Source organism: Leisingera sp. MMG026, assembly GCF_021654205.1.
In the GTDB taxonomy this organism is placed as follows: Bacteria; Pseudomonadota; Alphaproteobacteria; order Rhodobacterales; family Rhodobacteraceae; genus Leisingera.
Map to the genome: position 1 here is coordinate 83,301 of NZ_JAKFZM010000005.1, position 17,989 is coordinate 101,289.

The 17,989-nt window shown below is 60.8% G+C and carries 15 protein-coding genes; 8 read left to right on the forward strand and 7 right to left on the reverse strand.

Annotated elements, in window-relative coordinates; genetic code table 11:
- Nucleotides 1–16 precede the first annotated feature (16 nt).
- The 4 genes from L1069_RS04105 to L1069_RS04120 form a co-directional block, all read right to left on the reverse strand.
- Nucleotides 17–1,123 (reverse strand): ABC transporter ATP-binding protein, encoded by a 1,107-nt coding sequence (locus L1069_RS04105; RefSeq protein ID WP_211037671.1) that lies wholly within the window; start codon nucleotides 1,121–1,123, stop codon nucleotides 17–19.
- A 79-nt stretch (nucleotides 1,124–1,202) separates the two neighbouring features.
- Nucleotides 1,203–2,252, reverse strand: a complete 1,050-nt coding sequence (locus L1069_RS04110) for a methyltransferase domain-containing protein (RefSeq protein ID WP_237454869.1) — start codon at nucleotides 2,250–2,252, stop codon at nucleotides 1,203–1,205.
- A 152-nt stretch (nucleotides 2,253–2,404) separates the two neighbouring features.
- A complete protein-coding gene (locus L1069_RS04115; RefSeq protein ID WP_237454870.1) occupies nucleotides 2,405–3,526 on the reverse strand; it encodes a hypothetical protein in 1,122 nt (373 codons plus the stop codon).
- Nucleotides 3,527–3,537: 11 nt separating this feature from the next.
- On the reverse strand, nucleotides 3,538–4,317 hold the full coding sequence (locus L1069_RS04120) for an SDR family oxidoreductase (protein ID WP_237454871.1): 780 nt from the start codon (nucleotides 4,315–4,317) through the stop codon (nucleotides 3,538–3,540).
- A gap of 216 nt (nucleotides 4,318–4,533) precedes the next feature.
- Between L1069_RS04120 and L1069_RS04125 the strand changes: the two genes are divergently transcribed.
- From L1069_RS04125 to L1069_RS04135, 3 genes are all read left to right on the forward strand, one after another.
- The gene (locus L1069_RS04125; RefSeq protein WP_129371374.1) at nucleotides 4,534–5,547 is read left to right on the forward strand and encodes a Hint domain-containing protein; all 1,014 of its coding nucleotides are present in this window, start codon (nucleotides 4,534–4,536) and stop codon (nucleotides 5,545–5,547) included.
- A 147-nt stretch (nucleotides 5,548–5,694) separates the two neighbouring features.
- Nucleotides 5,695–7,497, forward strand: a complete 1,803-nt coding sequence (locus tag L1069_RS04130) for a CHASE domain-containing protein (protein WP_237454872.1) — start codon at nucleotides 5,695–5,697, stop codon at nucleotides 7,495–7,497.
- Nucleotides 7,498–7,524: 27 nt separating this feature from the next.
- Entirely contained in the window at nucleotides 7,525–7,935 is a 411-nt protein-coding gene (locus L1069_RS04135; protein WP_237454873.1) for a response regulator, read from the forward strand.
- Between the two features lie 267 nt (nucleotides 7,936–8,202).
- Here the strand turns inward: L1069_RS04135 and L1069_RS04140 are convergent, their stop codons facing one another.
- A complete protein-coding gene (locus L1069_RS04140; protein ID WP_237454874.1) occupies nucleotides 8,203–9,810 on the reverse strand; it encodes an ATP-binding protein in 1,608 nt (535 codons plus the stop codon).
- A gap of 197 nt (nucleotides 9,811–10,007) precedes the next feature.
- On the opposite strand from L1069_RS04140, the gene L1069_RS04145 reads away from it, so the two are divergent.
- The 5 genes from L1069_RS04145 to L1069_RS04165 all read left to right on the forward strand — a co-directional run bounded on the left by L1069_RS04145 (nucleotide 10,008) and on the right by L1069_RS04165 (nucleotide 15,334).
- Nucleotides 10,008–11,615, forward strand: a complete 1,608-nt coding sequence (locus L1069_RS04145; RefSeq protein ID WP_237454875.1) for a peptide chain release factor 3 — start codon at nucleotides 10,008–10,010, stop codon at nucleotides 11,613–11,615.
- A 42-nt stretch (nucleotides 11,616–11,657) separates the two neighbouring features.
- On the forward strand, nucleotides 11,658–12,413 hold the full coding sequence (locus L1069_RS04150; RefSeq protein WP_237454876.1) for a hypothetical protein: 756 nt from the start codon (nucleotides 11,658–11,660) through the stop codon (nucleotides 12,411–12,413).
- Nucleotides 12,403–13,347, forward strand: a complete 945-nt coding sequence (locus tag L1069_RS04155) for a glycosyltransferase family 2 protein (protein WP_237454877.1) — start codon at nucleotides 12,403–12,405, stop codon at nucleotides 13,345–13,347. The genes L1069_RS04150 and L1069_RS04155 overlap by 11 nt, the downstream gene beginning before the upstream one ends.
- Before the next feature lie 182 nt (nucleotides 13,348–13,529).
- Nucleotides 13,530–14,942 (forward strand): DEAD/DEAH box helicase, encoded by a 1,413-nt coding sequence (locus L1069_RS04160; protein ID WP_237454878.1) that lies wholly within the window; start codon nucleotides 13,530–13,532, stop codon nucleotides 14,940–14,942.
- Between the two features lie 212 nt (nucleotides 14,943–15,154).
- Nucleotides 15,155–15,334: a hypothetical protein gene (locus tag L1069_RS04165; RefSeq protein ID WP_129371381.1), complete on the forward strand. Its 180-nt coding sequence runs from the start codon at nucleotides 15,155–15,157 to the stop codon at nucleotides 15,332–15,334.
- A gap of 201 nt (nucleotides 15,335–15,535) precedes the next feature.
- Here the strand turns inward: L1069_RS04165 and L1069_RS04170 are convergent, their stop codons facing one another.
- Both L1069_RS04170 and L1069_RS04175 read right to left on the reverse strand, forming a co-directional pair.
- Nucleotides 15,536–17,203 carry a ribonuclease J gene (locus L1069_RS04170; protein ID WP_237454879.1) on the reverse strand — a complete coding sequence of 556 codons (1,668 nt, stop codon included), beginning with the start codon at nucleotides 17,201–17,203 and terminating at the stop codon, nucleotides 15,536–15,538.
- Nucleotides 17,200–17,982 (reverse strand): type III pantothenate kinase, encoded by a 783-nt coding sequence (locus tag L1069_RS04175; protein WP_129371383.1) that lies wholly within the window; start codon nucleotides 17,980–17,982, stop codon nucleotides 17,200–17,202. Before L1069_RS04175 ends, L1069_RS04170 begins: the two co-directional genes overlap by 4 nt.
- Between the last annotated feature and the right edge of the window lie 7 nt (nucleotides 17,983–17,989).

Consider the following 17,989-nt stretch of genomic DNA (forward strand, 5'->3'; position numbering starts at 1 on the left):
AAATGCCCTTCAACTATCACGCAGGAAAGACAAAACAGCGGTTGCGCCGCACCGTCAGCCACATCACCCGGCCCTTTTCCGGCAAGAACACATTGGGCACCGTGGCCCTCAGGATCGAGCCGTCGAACTCCATCCGGAATTCAACCAGGCTCTCGCTGCCCAGGAACCGCGCCCGTTCCACCACCGCGCGCGCAGGCACCCCGTCGCTGGGGGTCGGCAGCGGCCCCTTGCCAGCCCGGTCGAAATCAATGCGCAGATGCTGCGGGCGGAACACGATCTCGACCGCGGTTCCATCCGGCACGCCGGGGGCCAGAAACTGGCCGAATGCGGTCTCGGCCAATGCCCCGCGCACTTCGGCCTTCAGAACATTCACATCGCTGAAGAACGCAACCGCGGCCTTGTCCACCGGATGGGTATAGACGTTGTAGGGCGCGCCTTGCTGCACGATTTTCCCGCCGCGCATCAGCGCGATCTCGTCGGCCATGCGCATCGCCTCTTCCGGCTCATGGGTGACCAGCAGAACGGCGGTGTCTTCTTCCTTCAGCAGGCTCAGCGTCTCATCCCGGATGCCGTCGCGCAGACGGTTATCAAGCCCCGAGAACGGTTCATCCATCAGCATGATCCTAGGGCGCGGCGCAATCGCGCGGGCCAGCGCCACCCGCTGCTGCTCGCCGCCCGACAGCTGGTGCGGGTAGCCGTCAATGAAACGTTTCAACGCCACCCGGTTCAAGAGTTCCTCAACCCGGGCGCGTTTTTCGTCCTTGCTGCCCTTCAGGCCGAAACCGACGTTGTCCGCGACGCTCAGGTGCGGAAACAGGGCGAAATCCTGGAACATCAGCCCGATTTCTCGCCGCTCCGGCGGCACCCGGAACACGGTGTCGCAGATCAGCCTGCCATCCACGTAAATCTCGCCGCTGTCCTGCATCTCCACCCCGGCGATCATCCGCAGCGTGGTGGATTTGCCGCAGCCCGAAGGCCCCAGCAGGCAGGTCACCTGCCCCGCCTGGATCTGCAGCGAAACGTCATCCACCACCGCGCGCCCCTCAAAGAAGCGCTTGATGCTGCGGATCTCCAGACGCGGCGGCGTTTGCGTGCTGATCAGGTCGGCGGGGGCAGTGTTCATGGGGCCTCGGGGCTGTTTTCCGCGCGAAACGCTGGGGTCACGCCGGGATAGCAACCCTGCCGCAAGGCCGCAAGCCGCTCTAGCAGCAGCCCTGTGCGGCACCGTCCTGTTCCAGCCCGTTGAAAGGCGAATTGCCACCGCAGCCCGCAAAGATCCCGTAGTGAGTGTCAAACGAGCCGATGAAGTCGAAATGCGCCGCCAGACGGCCGCCCTGCAGCATCATCCAGGTATTGCCGCAGACAGGAAACACCTTGCCCGCCTCGATCACATGATGATCATCCAGCGCAAAGATATGCGGCGCGTGTTCGATGGTGCCTTTGTAGATCACCGCCTGGCCGTAATCCTCACAGGCCGGTTCAAGTGCTGACAGTTTGAACAACCGGTAGGTGGCCGAGAGAAACTTCAGCGGTTGAACACGTGCCTCCAGCGCCGGGTTCTCGATCGTCAGCAGCCGCGAGGCCACCATGCGCGGGTCTTTGAATCCGGAATCCTTTGCAATGCTCAGGAAGTCGTTCCAATAGAGCGCGCCGGACAGGCATTCACCATAGAGCACCTCATCCTCCGCCATCGCCTGCGGCACCCGGCGGTCGGCATAGACGTCCGAAAAATACATCTCGCCGCCCTCTTTCAGCAGGTAATGCGCGCCGCGCAGCACCGCGCCCTTGTCGGTGGCCAGGTTGATCACACAGTTGGAGACGATGATGTCAAACGAGCCCGGCTCCAGGTCCAGATCCTCCAGCTGCTCGATAAACCCGCGATGAAATTCGACGTTCGACTTAGCATAGCCAAAGGCCTCGGCGTGGTAGTCCTGATGGCGGCGCGCGACGTCCAGCTGCGCCGGAGTCATATCGACACCGACAACCTTGCCAGCCTCCCCCACCAGTGCAGACAGCGCATAAACATCGCGGCCCGCGCCGCAGCCCAGATCGAGGATCCGCGCACCCGCCAGCGCTTCCGGCGCGATCAGCCCGCAGCCGTAATAGCGGGTCAGCACCTCGTCATGGATTTTCGACAGAACCGCCTTCACATGGTCCGGCATGTCATCCGGAGTGCAGCAAGCGTTGGTCTGGAGATCATCGCTGCCCTGCAGCACCTCGCCGTAATAGGTCTGCACGTTTTCATGTTTCATGGGGACGCCTTTCCTGTGGTTCCGGACCACTGGGATAGCGGCGTGCAAGATAGGCGGCAATCCTGGCAGCGGGCGGCCTGACGCAACTGTGATGGAGCGTGGGCGGTGGGATCGGCGCTGCCCGGCCTATCGACCGGGCGGAAGGAGAAGATTCAGCTTTCCGGCAGCAGCTCAAACGCGGCTCCGGCCCGTATTTTGCCGTTCACCATCAGCTCAATCCGGTGCGGCCCGGGCACCAGCTTGAACGTTGTGGCATCGCCTTTCAGCCTGTGTTTCTTGGCCAGCTCCAGCCTGCCATTGGTGATCTTTGCCTGTTTCAGCTTGAACACCTTGGCCGAGGCCTTGCCGCCAGGGCGCTGGAAATGCAGGATATAATCCACCAGAACCGGCGCGCCAGCCGCGCCTTCCAGCCGGCAGGTGAAATCCAAGGCCGCGCCGATACGCACCTTATCCGGCACCTCAATCAGCGCTTCCAATTCCAGTTCCGGGTCATAGCCCAGCATCGCCATCGCCCGCGGATGGCCCGCCTTGACCAGCCCGCGCAAGGCATGGGAGGTCATCCAGTCCAATTCCTTGCGGTCCTGAACCCCTGCACCGTGCCAGCCCTGCAGCCGGTCCATCACCAGGTCCGGGTCCTTTTTGGCAATGTCGTTCAGATGGTTGGCGACCGACCGCGTGACATAGCGGGTGCCGTCGCCGTGCAGCTGGTCCAGCAGCGGCAGCGGATCCGACAGGGTCAGCCCCACTGCCTCGCCCCAGGGCAGGCGCGGCCGGGTGCCCTCGCTGACAAGGCGCCGTACATGATAGCTGGAATGGGTGGACCATTCCCCCAAGCGCGCCAGAACCACATCCGGCCAGCGGTTCAGAAAGGGGCGGATCGCCCACTCCATGGAGAACCGCTGGGTGATCTGCTCCAGCAGGTCAAGCGACAGGCCGGGATGCGCCCCGGCGCCTTTGGCTGCCACATACTCCCCCAGGGGCGCAAAGATGAAATCGCCGAAATCATCGTCGCTCTTGCCGGGATCCAATGGCGGCGGCAGTGCTTTCAACAGGATCGGTGCAGCCTCGGGCAAAGCCTGTGGCAGATGATCCGCCAGCACTTGCGCAATCAAAACGATCCGCTGCTTCAGCTCCAGCTCCGGCAGTTTTGCCATCACCTGGGCTTCAAACGCCTCAGCATCAAATCCAGCCTCAGCCGCTGAAAAAAGGCCCGCCAGATAGCGGACCTTGTCGCGGTTGAACAGCTGGTCTTTCAGGGAAAAACCGCTGGCCATTTCTGGGTTCCTTACATCGTGGTGTTGGTGGCGCCGCCATCCAGAAGGATGTTCTGACCAACCATGAAACCGGCGTGCTGCGAACACATGAAGGCGCAGGTGGCGCCGAACTCGGCCCGGGTGCCATAGCGGCCCGCCGGTATGGTGGCGCAGCGCTGTGTCTTGGCTTCTTCAGCCGTGATCCCCTGCGCCTTGGCCGCACCGCCATCCAACGAAACGGCACGGTCAGTGGCGTGGATGCCGGGCTGCAGGTTGTTGATGATGACGCCCTGGCCGGCCACCTGCCGCGCGGTGCCCGCAACATAACCGGTGAGGCCCGCGCGCGCCGCATTCGACAGCCCCAGCACCGGGATCGGCGATTTGACTGAAACCGAGGTGATGTTGACCACCCGGCCCCAGCCGCGGTCGATCATGCCGGGCACCAGCGCCTTGATCAGCGCAATCGGGGTCAGCATGTTGGCATCCAGCGCGCTGATAAAATCCTCGCGGTCCCAGTCGGTCCACATGCCCGGCGGCGGGCCGCCCGCGTTAGTAACCAGAATGTCCACGCCGCCAGCCGCATCCAGCACCTGTTTCCGACCGTCTTCGGTGGTCACATCCGCCGCGACGGTGACCACATCCACGCCGTACTTATCGCGGACCGCCTGCGCTGACACCTCCAGCGCCTCCGCACCGCGGGCGTTCATCACCAGGTTCACACCAGCCTCTGCCAGCGCCTCGGCGCAGCCCAGACCCAGCCCTTTGCTGCTGGCACAGACCAGCGCGCGCTTGCCCGAAATACCCAGATCCATCGTCGTTCTCCCTCGGGAATCTTGTCCGTTTCGCGGAGCTTGCACCGCCTGCACCCGGATGGCCAGCCCCGAGGCCGGCCGGACCGCAATCAGCCGGCAGCGTGAAACTGCCGGAAAATTTGCCCCTTCCCACCCCCTTTCCGCCACATTCTCACAGCAAATCTAATTGACGGCCCGGCCTGCGGGCCCGCATATGGAATCGAATACCGGCCGCACATGGGACAGATTTTGACCGCCAGCCTCTCCTCCGTCCAGGCCTACCCGGCCGAGCGTTTCCGCGTCGAATACGGCGCCAACATGGGCGATCCCCTAGGCGTGCTCGAGGACCTGGTGCTGGACGACATCTACCTGCTGAACAACCCGGTGCCGCCGCAGCGGCTGAGCATCGCCACCCATCACGATGGCAGTTTCCGCATCGCCGGCGACACCGCCCTGGGCACCCCGGGTGCGGCGCTGCATCTGGACTGCCTGCTGACGCTGATGCCCGATAGCGGCCCCAATACCGAGATCCTGGTAATGGTCGAAGTGGACGGTGACGGGCTGATTGCCGGTATTTTTCTGGTGCCGCTGGCCCCTTTGCAGGCGCATATGCCCTATACGCTGGTCAAGGCCGGGCGCAAATCGGCCCGGCGCAAGCTGGCGCAATCCGCCTGCGTCTCCTTTACCCGCGGCACCCGTATCACGCTGGCCACCGGCGCGCAGCGCCTGATCGAAGACATGCGCGCAGGCGACCGTGTCCTGACCCGGGATGACGGTATTCAGGAGGTGCGCTGGGTTGGCCAGTCCACCCTGCGCGCGGTTGGGGATCTGGCCCCGATCCTGATCCGCCAGGGCGCCTTGAACAACGCAAACGACCTGATAGTCAGCCCCGCCCACCGGCTGATGGTCTATCAGCGCAGCGACGAAATCGGCGCCGGCGCGCCGGAGGTCCTGGTCCGCGCCCGTGACTTGGTGAATGGCGGCACCGTGGTGGTGCTGGACGGCGGCTTTGCCGACTACTTCCAGATTCTGTTCGACCGTCACCACATCATCTATGCCGAGGGGATTGCGGCTGAGAGCACCTTCCTTGACCCGGTGACCAGCCCGGCTTTGCCGGACGATTTCTGGACTTTGCGCCCCGGCACCCTGCCAGCGCAGCACAAGCGCGGCGCCCATGGCCTGGACGTGAGCCGGTCACTGCTGGACCGCCCCGATGCAGTGGGTCTGCTGAAGCGGGCCTCGCTGCGCTAATTTTCTGCTTCCGCGTGTTCTCCGGGCAACATAATCCCGGATTGGGCTGCACGGACAAACGAACCACAACCCAGATGAGAATTTATTGTTCATTAAGGACTGCAAAGATAGAATGCGCTGGACGCATAGCGGGCTGTGAGCACACCGATGAAGACGTTTTCCCCTATTCAGAAATGGCGCTTATTCTTCAGGAACAGTCACCTCTCGCTGATCCATGCACTGGTCATTGGCCTGTCGCTGATGATGACCATCGGCGCCTGGCTTTACGCCGAAACGCAGACGCAAAACCGTGTCGAAAATGCCTTTAATGCAGCCCGCGATCAGGCCGTCGGCTTGATTGCAGCCCGCATGGAGAAATACGAAGAAGCCCTATGGGCCGGTGTATCAGCCATCCAATCCAATGATGGCGACATGAGCTATGAGCAGTGGAAAATCTTCGCGCATTCCCTGCGGGTTGACGAAAGGTACCCGGGGATCAACGGGATCGGCGTCATTCACCATGTAGACCCGTCCCAATTTGACAGCTACCTGCGGACCCGGCGGACGGAACGGCCGGATTTTTCAGTCTATCCCGCGCATGGCAACAGCATTCACTTGCCGATCTCGTTCATTGAGCCAGAGGATCTGAATGCAGCGGCCGTGGGACTGGACGTTGCCCACGAACTCAACCGGCGGAATGCCGCATTGGACAGCCGCTCAAGTGGCGAAGCCAGGATTACCGGCCCCATTGTACTTGTTCAGGACGAAAGCAGCACGCCTGGTTTCCTGTTTTACGCCCCCTTTTATTCCGGAGGAGACGCTGACAGCCAATCAGAGCGCGAGCAGCGCTTTGACGGCATGGTCTACGCGCCGTTCGTGGTCCGGAAACTGATGGCCGGCCTGCTGTCCAAGGAGCTGAGGAATGTGCGGTTCAGTATCAGCGACCAAGGAGAGCGGATCTATAATGAACATGACCCGGCAGATCCCCAGTTTGATCCCACTCCCAAGTTTGCAGAGAAGGTGCTGCTGGAAATATACGGCAGAAAATGGACCATTGATATCCGCACCAATCTTGGGTTCCGCCAGGCAAACTCCTATTCTCAGCCGACTTTAATACTGATTGCCGGCCTGGTGATCGAAGCCTTGGTCATTTCGCTGTTGTTTTTCATGAGCCGGTCAAACCAGCGCGCCCAGGCTTATGCGGAAAGGGTTACGGCCGATCTGCAGCAGGAGACCGCGAAGCTGGCCAAGGCCAACGCGGAACTGGAACAGTTTGTCTACATCACCTCACATGACTTAAAGACGCCCGTTCGCGGCATAAGCACGCTTACCGAGATGATCCTGGAAGATCTGGAAGACTATTTTCAATCCGCAGATGCAGACCCCGAGGTTGCTGCCAACCTGGCGCGGATCACTGAACGGGTGGGCCGGATGAACGATCTGACCCAAGGTGTGATGGAATTTTCGCGTATTGGAAAACATGAGGAAGCTGAACAGATACTCAACCTTGGCGAGGTGATTGAAACACTGAAATCGGATTTCAGCCTTTCCGATGGCCAGCTTGAGCGGCTGGGAAACGTGGAAACCATTGCCACGGATACCTTCAACTTCCGCCGTGTCCTGGAAAACCTTGTTGGCAATGCGGTCAAGTACCATCCTGCGCCGGACACCGCCAAGATATCCGTCAGCATTGTGGACGCAGGCGACCGGTATGACATATCTGTGAGGGACGATGGCGACGGTATTGCGCCGGAATTCCATACTAAAATTTTCGAAGTCTTTCAAACTCTGCGGCGCCCGAACCAACCCGAAAGCACTGGCATTGGCTTGGCTATTGTGAAAAAAACGGTCGAACAGCATGGGTTTGGGGTTGAGTTGAAATCCGAGGTTGGACACGGCGCTGATTTCAGGTTTAGCTGGCCGAACAAAGGGGCTGCACACTCCTCTGCAAACCAAGAGAAAGCCGCCTGACGTGGAGAGCACGAAATGAATATCCTTTTGGTCGAGGACAATGACCTGGATGCGCTTATTCTGGAGCGCACTCTGAAGAAACTCTCCCCTGCTGCACAAATTGTCCGGGCATGCGATGGGCTGGAAGCGCTGGAAATCCTGACCACCGACAAGCTGCAGGACGTTCCGCACCCCTTTTTCATTCTGCTGGACATCAACATGCCGCGCATGAACGGGCATGAATTCCTGGACGCCCTGAGGGCAAAGGAAGATATTTCCAGCAACATCGTTTTCATGTTTACGACGTCCGAAAATCCGAAAGACATATCCCGGGCCTACGCCCGGAATGTGAGTGGCTACATTGTGAAGCCGATCTCTTCAGCCGGCACGCGGAAGGTATTGGGCGCGTTGCAGGATTTGTGGGATATCTGCACACCTCCTATCTACTGCAGCGCATAATCCGCACACACCGGCCGCAGGGCAAAACAGCTGAACATCTGAAGCGGGCGCCCGGTCTCTGGGCCTATCCTTCCCGTCACTGCCTGCAGCGGCTGTTGATACGGCCACAGCGAGCTGCGGGCGCGCGGCATATCCTTAATGATCCTGGATGCGGACACACAGGTGTGCCGCGCTTGAGATGCGCGGGATTGCGTTGGTGTAGTAGACCGGGCCGGCAAGCCCCGGTCCGGGAAACCTGCTGCAGGTACTTTGCGCAATTGCCCCCGTCTACCGCAGGATACGCGCCAAAAGCTCAGCCTTGCGGAAGGGTTTGGACAGAAAATCGTTCATCCCCACGGCCATGCAAGCCTCCACGTCGCTAGGCTGCGCATTGGCTGTCAGCGCAATGATCGGGCATTCCGGCAGCGCGGCGTCCTGCTCATACTGCCGGATTTTCCGAGTGGCCTCGAGCCCGCCCAGAACCGGCATCGACAGATCCATCAGGATCAGGTCGCAGCCGGCAGAGATATATGCCTCAAAGGCAAGCTGCCCGTTGGCCGCAAACTGCAGGTCTGCGCCAGTAGGTTTCAACATCTTCCTGACCACCAGCTGGTTGGTCCTGTTGTCTTCGGCGACAAGGATCTTCATCCCCTTCAACGCCTCTGCCGGCAGCTCTGACGGGGTGTTTGCCGCCTGAGTATTTAACGCCAGCCTTTGATCCTGAACGCAGGAAACGCCGCCTTCCGGGCTGGCGGCACCATCCTCTGCATCTGCTTGCCCTAAGTCCAGATGGACCGTAAAGACCGCCCCCTGCCCCGGTACCGATGCCACGTCGATCCTGCCGCCCATCCGCTCAACCAGCGCCCGGGTGATCGCCAGTCCCAGGCCGGTGCCCTCCACCACCCTTGTGGTCTGGCGGTTGACCTGTTCGAACGCAGAAAAAATCTGTTCAATCTGCGATTGGTCGATCCCCGGGCCGGTGTCGCTTACAGAGATGCGCAGCGGCAGTTTCGCAGCGCCGGGGTCATAGGAAACACTGGCAGTGACATGGCCGGTGCCGGTGAATTTGATCGCATTACCCAGCAGGTTCATCAGGATTTGCCGGATCTTGCTGGCGTCCCCGATAAAAGCCCGCGGGGCGTCAGCGGGATAATCGGTGCGAAGATCGAGCCCCTTGTACGCCGCCTTTGCCCACAGCAGGGTCCCCACATCCTGGACAAGGTCCAACAGGGAAAAGGGAGCATCCCGCAATGAGATTTTGTCAGCCTGAATTTTGGAAAAATCCAGAACATCGTTGATCACGCTCAGCAAGGCGGTGGCCGAATTGAAAATTGTGTCCGCAAACAAAGCCTGCTGGTCATCAAGTTCTGTTTCTTTCAGCAATTCACACATCCCGAGTATGCCGTTCATCGGGGTTCTGATTTCGTGGCTCATGTTGGCCAGAAACCGCTCTTTTGCCTGGCTTGCCTCCTCCGCCTTGTCCAGGGCCAGCCGGGTGAGTTCCAACGCCTCGTCCCGCTCACGCTCAGACGTGATATCGGTGGAGGAGCCGACGAGGTAAACCAGCCTGCCGTTATCATTGAAGACAGGCCGCAGCGTCGTGCTGAGGTATTTTGTTTTCTGAACAGCCGGAAGGACGATGTCGTAGGTGGCTTCCCTGCCTGCAGCTATGACGTCAAGGTGGTGGTTCAAGGCGCGGCGGCCAGTCGCCCCGCCATAAAGCTCAAGCGCGGTTTTGCCGGCGAAATCGTCAAATCCGAGCTTGGTGAATTCCCGCGCCTTTGTATTCATTGCCACATAGCGCGGCAGGCCGTCGCCCCCCACTTTCAGGACGATCACTGCAATTTCGACTGAGTCCAAAACTTCAAAATGATCGGAAAATTCATCTTGTTGCACGAGTTATTCCTGCAGTGGCATAGTTTTCAAATCCGGTTGCCCGCATTCATTCAAATAGACTTACAAGATATTCGTTAGCGAAACATAGGCAAACCGGAATTTGGATCTGTTCGTTGCCCCCTGATGGCCGGCAGCTTGCCCTGCGGCGGCCCCTGTTTTCCTTGCCACGCTTGCGGATTCTGGATACAGCCACCCCCATGTTGGACACCGCTTCGAACCACCCCGAACTGCCGCCCGAAATTGCTCGGCGCCGGACCTTTGCGATCATTTCGCACCCGGACGCCGGCAAGACCACGCTGACTGAAAAGTTCCTGCTGTACGGCGGTGCGATTCAGATGGCCGGCCAGGTGCGCGCCAAGGGTGAGGCGCGGCGCACGCGTTCGGACTTCATGCAGATGGAAAAAGACCGCGGAATCTCGGTCTCTGCCTCGGCGATGTCCTTTGATTTCAGCGGCTTCCGCTTTAACCTGGTGGATACGCCCGGCCACTCGGACTTCTCCGAGGATACTTACCGCACGCTGACGGCGGTGGATGCGGCAGTGATGGTGATCGACGGCGCCAAGGGCGTGGAAAGTCAGACCCAGAAACTGTTTGAAGTCTGCCGCCTGCGCGACCTGCCGATCCTGACCTTCTGTAACAAAATGGACCGGGAAAGCCGGGACACCTTTGAGATCATCGATGAGATCCAGCAGAATCTGGCAATTGACGTGACACCTGCCAGCTGGCCGATCGGCGTCGGCCGCGAATTCATCGGCTGTTATGACATGCTGCGCGACCGGCTGGAGCTGATGGACCGCGCCGACCGCAACAAGGTTGCAGAAAGCATTGAAATCAACGGCTTGGATGACCCAAGGCTGGCTGAACATGTACCGGAACACCTGCTGGAACAGCTGTTGGAAGAGGTCGAGATGGCCCGCGAACTGCTGCCCGCGCTAGACCCTCAATCGGTGCTGGAGGGGCATATGACCCCGATCTGGTTCGGCTCGGCGATCAACTCGTTCGGTGTGAAGGAGCTGATGGACGGTATCGGCGCCTATGGCCCCGAACCGCAGCCGCAATCCGCCCAACCCCGCCAGGTGGCGCCGGAAGAAAAAAAGGTCGCGGGTTTCGTGTTCAAGGTGCAGGCCAATATGGACCCCAAGCACCGCGACCGGGTGGCTTTTGTCCGCATGGCGTCGGGGCATTTCAAACGCGGCATGAAACTGACCCATGTGCGCACCAAAAAGCCGATGGCGATTTCCAACCCGGTGCTGTTCCTGGCCTCGGACCGCGAACTGGCGGAAGAGGCCTGGGCCGGCGATATCATCGGCATACCGAACCACGGCCAGCTGCGTATTGGCGATACGCTGACCGAGGGCGAGGCGATCAGGGTGACCGGCATCCCGTCGTTTGCACCGGAACTGCTGCAAGGTGTGCGGGCGGGCGATCCGATGAAGGCCAAGCATCTGGAAAAGGCGCTGATGCAGTTTGCCGAAGAAGGGGCTGCCAAAGTGTTCAAGCCCTCGATCGGCTCCGGCTTCATCGTCGGCGTTGTCGGCCAGTTGCAGTTCGAGGTTCTGGCCTCGAGAATCGAGATGGAATACGGCCTGCCGGTGCGGTTTGAGGCCAGCCAGTTCACCTCGGCCCGCTGGGTCAGCGGGGAGCGGGCAGCCGTGGACAAGTTCACCAACGCCAACAAGCAGCACATCGCCCATGATCACGACGGCGATGTTGTGTATCTGACGCGGCTGCAATGGGACATCGACCGGGTGGTGCGCGACTATCCGGACTTGAAACTGACCGCGACCAAGGAAATGATGGTCTGACAGAAACGCCGCATTTAGAAAAACAGCGCATTGAAACCCGTCATGGACCTGGAGCAACAGAACTACCCTGGCGGTTTTTTTGCGCTGATGCGGCGGCTGGAGACACGCGAGGCGCCTTTCGACGATCCGCTGTCGGTGCTGCCGCCCCCGGACGTTGATCTGAATGCACTTAAGGCAGCGTTGGTCTCCTGCGCACCTGAAATGACCAGCATGCCGGAAAACCGCAGGCATGCGTTGCGCAAGCAGGCAATTATACGCGCTGAGTTTGTTGGCCAGTCTGAACTTTGGGCGCTTCATGCAGTTTGCATTGCCATACTGCGCAGGCGCGCCGCCCCGCCGCAAGCGCAGCAGTTGTTTCTGCGGATCTGGTCGGAACAGGGCGGCGCGCTGGCCCGCGAACTGCCAGTGCGCTGGATGATATCGGCAGCGGCTACATTTGCCGATCATGGAGAAACCATGGACCAGCGCTTGGGCGGACAGGGGTTGATGCTGCTGTTCGACCTGATCAAGCTTCACGACAGTGAGCGCCGTCAGAGCGGACAGAAAAACAGCGTTGGCTTTCCCCGGACCCGCGGCGGCTCAAAGCCGGATGATCTGGGCTTTGGCTTGGAGCCCTATTCGCTGCCAAACGGGGATTTGGACAAGAACATGCTGGCCCGGCTGTGGCGCTATGCCGAGAATGACGCGGTTCTTCGGCCTTTGGGAACACGCATGCTGCAGATGGTCATGAATGATCCGCGCAGCATCTTCGCCCGGATCCAACGCTATAAGAACAGGCCCGCCTCTGATGAGCGGTGAGCAGATCAAATGGGGTGTCGTCAGCACCATCAAGGCACACGCAGGCGATATCCTGACCTTTGCGGCCCATTATCTTGAGGCCGGGGCGCACAGACTGTTTCTGTATCTGGACGCCCCCTGCCCGGACGCATTTCCGCATCTGAAAGCACATCCGAAGATCCGGGTCACCGAGTGCAACGAGACCTACTGGCGGCGGATGGGCCGACGGCCGGTCAAGCACCAGGTGCGGCAATCCGCAAATGCCAGCCGCGCCTACCAGCGCCAGGCCGGGGATGTGGACTGGCTGCTGCACTGCGACGTGGACGAGTTCCTGTGGTCTGCAGGGTCTGTTGCCGCCCGGCTGGCGGCGCTGCCACCTGTCATCCGCTGTGCCCGGGTGCGCCCGGTTGAAGCCCTGGCGGGCGGCGGCGGCACGGCTTTCAAAGGATATCTCCCGGTCGCTGACCAGGACGCCCGTGCCGCGCGGCTGTACCCGCAGTTCGGCAAGCATCTCAAAGGCGGTTTTCTGAGCCATGTCCAAGGCAAACTGTTTACCCGCACCGGCATCGACGGCCTGGAGATTCGGATTCACAATGTTTTGCTGGACGGCGGCATGAATCCCGGCCAAGCCGAACTGGACGGCATGGATCTGTGCCATTTCCATGCCGCGGACTGGCAAAGCTGGATCAGTCATTACCGGTACCGGCTGCAAAAAGGCTCTTACCGGGCCGGGCTTGCCCCCTCCAGGTCACGGGACACCGGGGGAATCACTGCGCACGAGCTGCTCAGCACGATTGAAACGGATCACGGAGAGGCCGGCCTGCGCGTCTTTTTTGACGAAGTTTGCGCCGATAGCCCTGACCTGCGGAACCGCCTGCAGGCAGAGGGGCTGCTAAAGATCCGAAAACTGGATTTGGACACAAAACGGCGGAAACACTTTCCCGAATTCGGCTGAATTGTCTCTCTGATGCAAATGGGCGGGACAAAAGAACAGCAAAACCCGGCAATAATTGACGATCACGCGGGATTTTGCTATGCCGCCACACGAGCCGGCAGCTGCCATCCCGCATGACCTTTGCGGAGCCGGTTGCAACACACACGCGCGGGCCAGGTCAGTGTCCGCAATGACGGATACATATGACAAAATTCTCCGATCTGAACCTTAATCCCAAGGTCCTCAAAGCTGTTGAGGAAGCTGGATATGAAACCCCCACTCCAATCCAGGCCGGGGCGATTCCATCCGCACTGGAGGGACGCGACGTTCTGGGAATCGCCCAGACCGGCACCGGCAAGACTGCGTCTTTCACGCTGCCGATGATCACCCTTCTGGCGCGCGGCCGCGCCCGCGCCCGGATGCCGCGCAGCCTGGTCCTGTGCCCCACCCGCGAGCTGGCGGCCCAGGTAGCGGAAAACTTCGACACCTATGCCAAGCATGTAAAGCTCACCAAGGCACTGCTGATCGGCGGGGTTTCGTTCAAGGAACAGGACGCGTTGATTGACAAAGGCGTCGATGTCCTGATCGCTACCCCCGGCCGCCTGCTGGACCATTTTGAGCGCGGCAAGCTGCTGCTCACCGGCGTGCAGATCATGGTGGTGGACGAGGCCGACCGGATGCTCGACATGGGCTTTATCCCGGATATCGAGCGGATCTTCTCGCTGACTCCGTTCACCCGCCAGACGCTGTTCTTTTCGGCCACCATGGCGCCGGAGATCGAGCGGATCACCAACACATTCCTGTCAGGCCCGGCCCGAATTGAAGTGGCCCGCCAGGCCACTGCGTCGGAAACCATCGAACAGACCGTCGTGCAGTTCAAAGCGTCCCGCCGCGACCGCGAAGCAACGGAAAAACGCCGGGTACTGCGCGCGCTGATTGATGGCGAGGGTGACAAGCTCACCAATGGCATCATCTTCTGCAACCGTAAAACGGATGTGGATATCGTCGCCAAATCGCTCAAGAAATATGGTTATGACGCAGCGCCGATCCATGGCGATCTGGATCAAAGCCAGCGGACCAAAACTTTGGACGGTTTCCGCGAAGGGGCCTTGCGCATCCTGGTGGCGTCCGATGTGGCCGCGCGCGGCCTTGATGTGCCCAGCGTCAGCCATGTGTTCAATTTCGATGTGCCCGGCCATGCCGAGGACTACGTCCACCGGATCGGCCGCACAGGGCGCGCCGGCCGCGAGGGCAAGGCCATCACCATCTGTATTCCGCGCGATGACAAGGCGTTGGATGCGGTGGAAAAGCTGCTTCAGAAAGAGATCCCGCGTCTGGACAACCCGGTGAAGCCGGAACCCAAGGCGGAAAAACCCGCGCGCGCCGCCAAGCCGGCAGCGGACACCCGCACGGCCAAGCCGGAGGCGGAAGCCCGCGAGCCCCGCAAGGAGGCACCCCGCAGCCCCCGCAAGGACGAAACGCCTGCGCAGCAGAAGCCCGAACGCTCTTCGGGCCGCGGTAAATACGGTAAACGCGACGACAAATCCGTGGTCGGCATGGGCGACCATCTGCCCAGCTTCATCGCCCTCAGCTTTGCAGAGCGCCGGGCCGGCTGACCGGCACCGCCAGACATTTTTTGCAGGCCGCTCCTCCTCGGGGCGGCCTTTTTTTTGATTACGGCTGCAGAAGGGCGACCCACCACGCAACTGCAGCATAACGACCTTTGCATTTGCAGCATAACGGGTCTTCGATCTTGGGTGGCGTCAATCCGTGCAGACAGGCGTATTGCTTCGGCAACACTGTAACGCGATTGAAGATGGGCTTCGCCATGAACACCACCGACACCAACACCCTGACCATTGCACAATTCCAGGCCATTGAAGCACGCGCCCATGAGCTGCGCGCCGAGGCGTTTGCCAACGTGATGCGCCGCCTGTTCCGCGCTATGTTCAGCGCCCCGCGCAAGGTAGTTTCCTGCCCCAGCTGCGCCCGTCCGCTGCACGGCTGAGACGTCTCGCGGCTCTGCCGGACAAGTACCCGAATTGACAACGCCGCGTGCCTAAGAAGGCCGCGGCGTTGTTGTTTCTTGCACTGTTGTTCTGCGGCAGCGCCGCGGACCCGTCAGGGTGCGCGGCGCCCGGCCCAACGGGGCCTGCTGCATTTTAATGCGGCTAGGGCCGGGCGGGAGAACCGCCCTGCCCACGCAGGCTCAGCGCATGCGGCTGACGACCACCGTCACCTCGGGTTTTTTGCCGATCTCGCTATGGGCGCTTTGGCGGGCAATACGGCGCAGCTCCTGTTCCAGCTTCTCCTCATCGCGCAGCGTCTTGGCACCGGCGCGCATCAGGAACTGGTTCAGATCCGCTTCCATTATCTCGACCAGGGCGGCGTTAGAACTGCCGGTCTCAGGCAGGCCCTTGACGTCGCACCAGGGCTCGCCCAGCGGTTCGTCCTGCTCGTCCAGCAGCACTGTCACAACAACATGGCCGTTCAGCGCCATGCGGATACGGTCGCGGACAACACCGTCCATTGCGCCGTATTTGACCGAACCGTCCAGATAGGTGCGGCCGGTATCGACATAGCCGGCGGACTTGGGCGCGTCGCCGCTGAGGTCCATCATCATACCGTTGACCACAACCGCGCTGGCAATGCCCCTTGCCTCGCCCAGGCGGGCGTGCTGGCGCAAATGGCGGTGCTCGCCGTGCATCGGCACCAGCATTCTGGGCTTCAGCAGGGTATGCATGGTTTCCAGATCCGGCCCATTGGCGTGCCCCGACACATGGTAAAGGCCGGAGCTGTCATCAACCACATCCACACCCATTTCAGAGAACTGGTTGATAATGCGGATCACGCCCTTTTCATTGCCCGGGATGGTCTTGGAGGAGAACAGGAAGGTGTCGCCCTCCTTCAGCTCCAGCCCGCGGTATTTGCCGCGCGCCAGCTGCGCGGAGGCCGCACGGCGCTCGCCCTGGCTGCCGGTTGTGATCAGCATCAGATTGTCGCGCGGCACATTGTTTGCGTCTTCGGGGCTGATCACCTTGGGGAAGTCCGTCAGAACGCCGGTTTCCGTTGCCGCCTCGATCATCCGGCGCATCGCCCGGCCCAGCAGCACAATGGACCGCCCGGCCCGCACCCCGGCTTCGGCCAGGGTTTTCACACGGGCCACGTTGGAGGCAAATGTGGTGGCGGCAACCAGGCCCTTGGCCTCGGAAATCAGCCGGGTGATCTCATCCGGCAGCTCTGATTCCGAGCGGCCCGGATGGGTGGAGAACACATTGGTGGAATCACAGACCAGCGCCTGGATGCCGTCCTTGGCGATCTCTGCCCACATCTCCGGATCAAACGGTTCGCCGACCAGCGGATTGGAATCCAGCTTGAAGTCGCCAGTATGCACCACCCGCCCTGCCGGGCTGTCAATCACCAGCGCGCCGCTTTCGGGGATTGAGTGGCTCATCGGGGCGACGCCAATGGTGAAGGGACCCAGCTTGGTCACTTCCGGCCAGGCTTCGACCGTGTGCACATTGGCCGGATCGTGACCCGCCTCCTCCATCTTGCGCCGCGCCAGATTGGCGGTGAAAGCACGGGCGTAGACCGGCACATTCAGGCTGGAATACATATGCGCGATGGCGCCGATGTGGTCCTCGTGCCCGTGGGTGACGAAAATCCCCTCCAGCCGGTCTACCCGCTCTTTCAGCCAGGTCATGTCCGGCATGATCAGATCAACGCCGGGGGTGGTGTCCATATCGGGGAAGGTCACGCCCAGGTCGACCAGGATCAGGCGTTCCTTGTTCTTCGGCCCGTAGCCGTAGACATAGGCATTCATGCCAATTTCACCCGCCCCGCCGAGGGGCAGATAGATCAATCTTTCACTGCTCATGCGTCAGTACCATTATCCTTGTTGTATTTATGAATGATCTGCAGGCCATGCATGGTGAGGTCATCCTCAAATGCGTCGAACAGATCAGCGGATTGCTGGAACAAAGGCGCCAGCCCGCCTGTCGAGATTACTTTCATCGCCACGCCGCGTTCCGCCTTGATTTGGGTGCAAATCTCGCGGACGAGGCCGACATAGCCCCAGAACACGCCGGACTGCATACAGGCGACGGTGTTGGTGCCGATGACATTTTCGGGTTTGGTGATGTCCACATGCGGCAGGGCGGCGGCAGCTTGGTGCAGGGCCTCCAGGCTCAGGTTCACGCCGGGCGCAATCACCCCGCCGACATAGGCGCCATCCTCGGCCACTACATCAAAGGTTGTTGCAGTTCCAAAATCCACCACAATCAGATTGCCGCCATAAAGGTCAAAGCCGGATACCGTGTTGACCAGCCGGTCGGGGCCAACGGCGGTGCCTTCGTCCACCCGCACCGCGACGGGCAGCAGGCAGCCGGGCTTACCCACCACCAAGGGGCGCGTGCTGAAATAGCGGTCCGCCAAAACCCGCAGATTGAACACCACCCGCGGCACAGTGGAGGAGATGATCATGTCGGTGATATCCGCCTCGATCCCCTGCAGCCGCATCAGCGTGTTCAGCCAGACATAATACTGGTCGGCAGTGCGCTGCCAGTCGGTGGCGGTGCGCCACATGCCAACGAATTTTTCGCCGTCGTAGATCGAGAAGACGGTATTGGTATTGCCGCAGTCAACTGCCAGAAGCATTGCTGCC

Excerpts from the sequence above, each read along its gene's own strand:
- L1069_RS04105 (WP_211037671.1), bottom strand. The coding sequence starts at position 1,123 with ATGAACACTGCCCCCGCCGACCTGATCAGCACGCAAACGCCGCCGCGT.
- L1069_RS04110 (WP_237454869.1), bottom strand. The coding sequence starts at position 2,252 with ATGAAACATGAAAACGTGCAGACCTATTACGGCGAGGTGCTGCAGGGC.
- L1069_RS04115 (WP_237454870.1), bottom strand. The coding sequence starts at position 3,526 with ATGGCCAGCGGTTTTTCCCTGAAAGACCAGCTGTTCAACCGCGACAAG.
- L1069_RS04120 (WP_237454871.1), bottom strand. The coding sequence starts at position 4,317 with ATGGATCTGGGTATTTCGGGCAAGCGCGCGCTGGTCTGTGCCAGCAGC.
- L1069_RS04125 (WP_129371374.1), top strand. The coding sequence starts at position 4,534 with ATGGGACAGATTTTGACCGCCAGCCTCTCCTCCGTCCAGGCCTACCCG.
- L1069_RS04130 (WP_237454872.1), top strand. The coding sequence starts at position 5,695 with ATGAAGACGTTTTCCCCTATTCAGAAATGGCGCTTATTCTTCAGGAAC.
- L1069_RS04145 (WP_237454875.1), top strand. The coding sequence starts at position 10,008 with ATGTTGGACACCGCTTCGAACCACCCCGAACTGCCGCCCGAAATTGCT.
- L1069_RS04150 (WP_237454876.1), top strand. The coding sequence starts at position 11,658 with ATGGACCTGGAGCAACAGAACTACCCTGGCGGTTTTTTTGCGCTGATG.
- L1069_RS04155 (WP_237454877.1), top strand. The coding sequence starts at position 12,403 with ATGAGCGGTGAGCAGATCAAATGGGGTGTCGTCAGCACCATCAAGGCA.
- L1069_RS04160 (WP_237454878.1), top strand. The coding sequence starts at position 13,530 with ATGACAAAATTCTCCGATCTGAACCTTAATCCCAAGGTCCTCAAAGCT.
- L1069_RS04165 (WP_129371381.1), top strand. The coding sequence starts at position 15,155 with ATGAACACCACCGACACCAACACCCTGACCATTGCACAATTCCAGGCC.
- L1069_RS04170 (WP_237454879.1), bottom strand. The coding sequence starts at position 17,203 with ATGAGCAGTGAAAGATTGATCTATCTGCCCCTCGGCGGGGCGGGTGAA.
- L1069_RS04175 (WP_129371383.1), bottom strand. The coding sequence starts at position 17,982 with ATGCTTCTGGCAGTTGACTGCGGCAATACCAATACCGTCTTCTCGATC.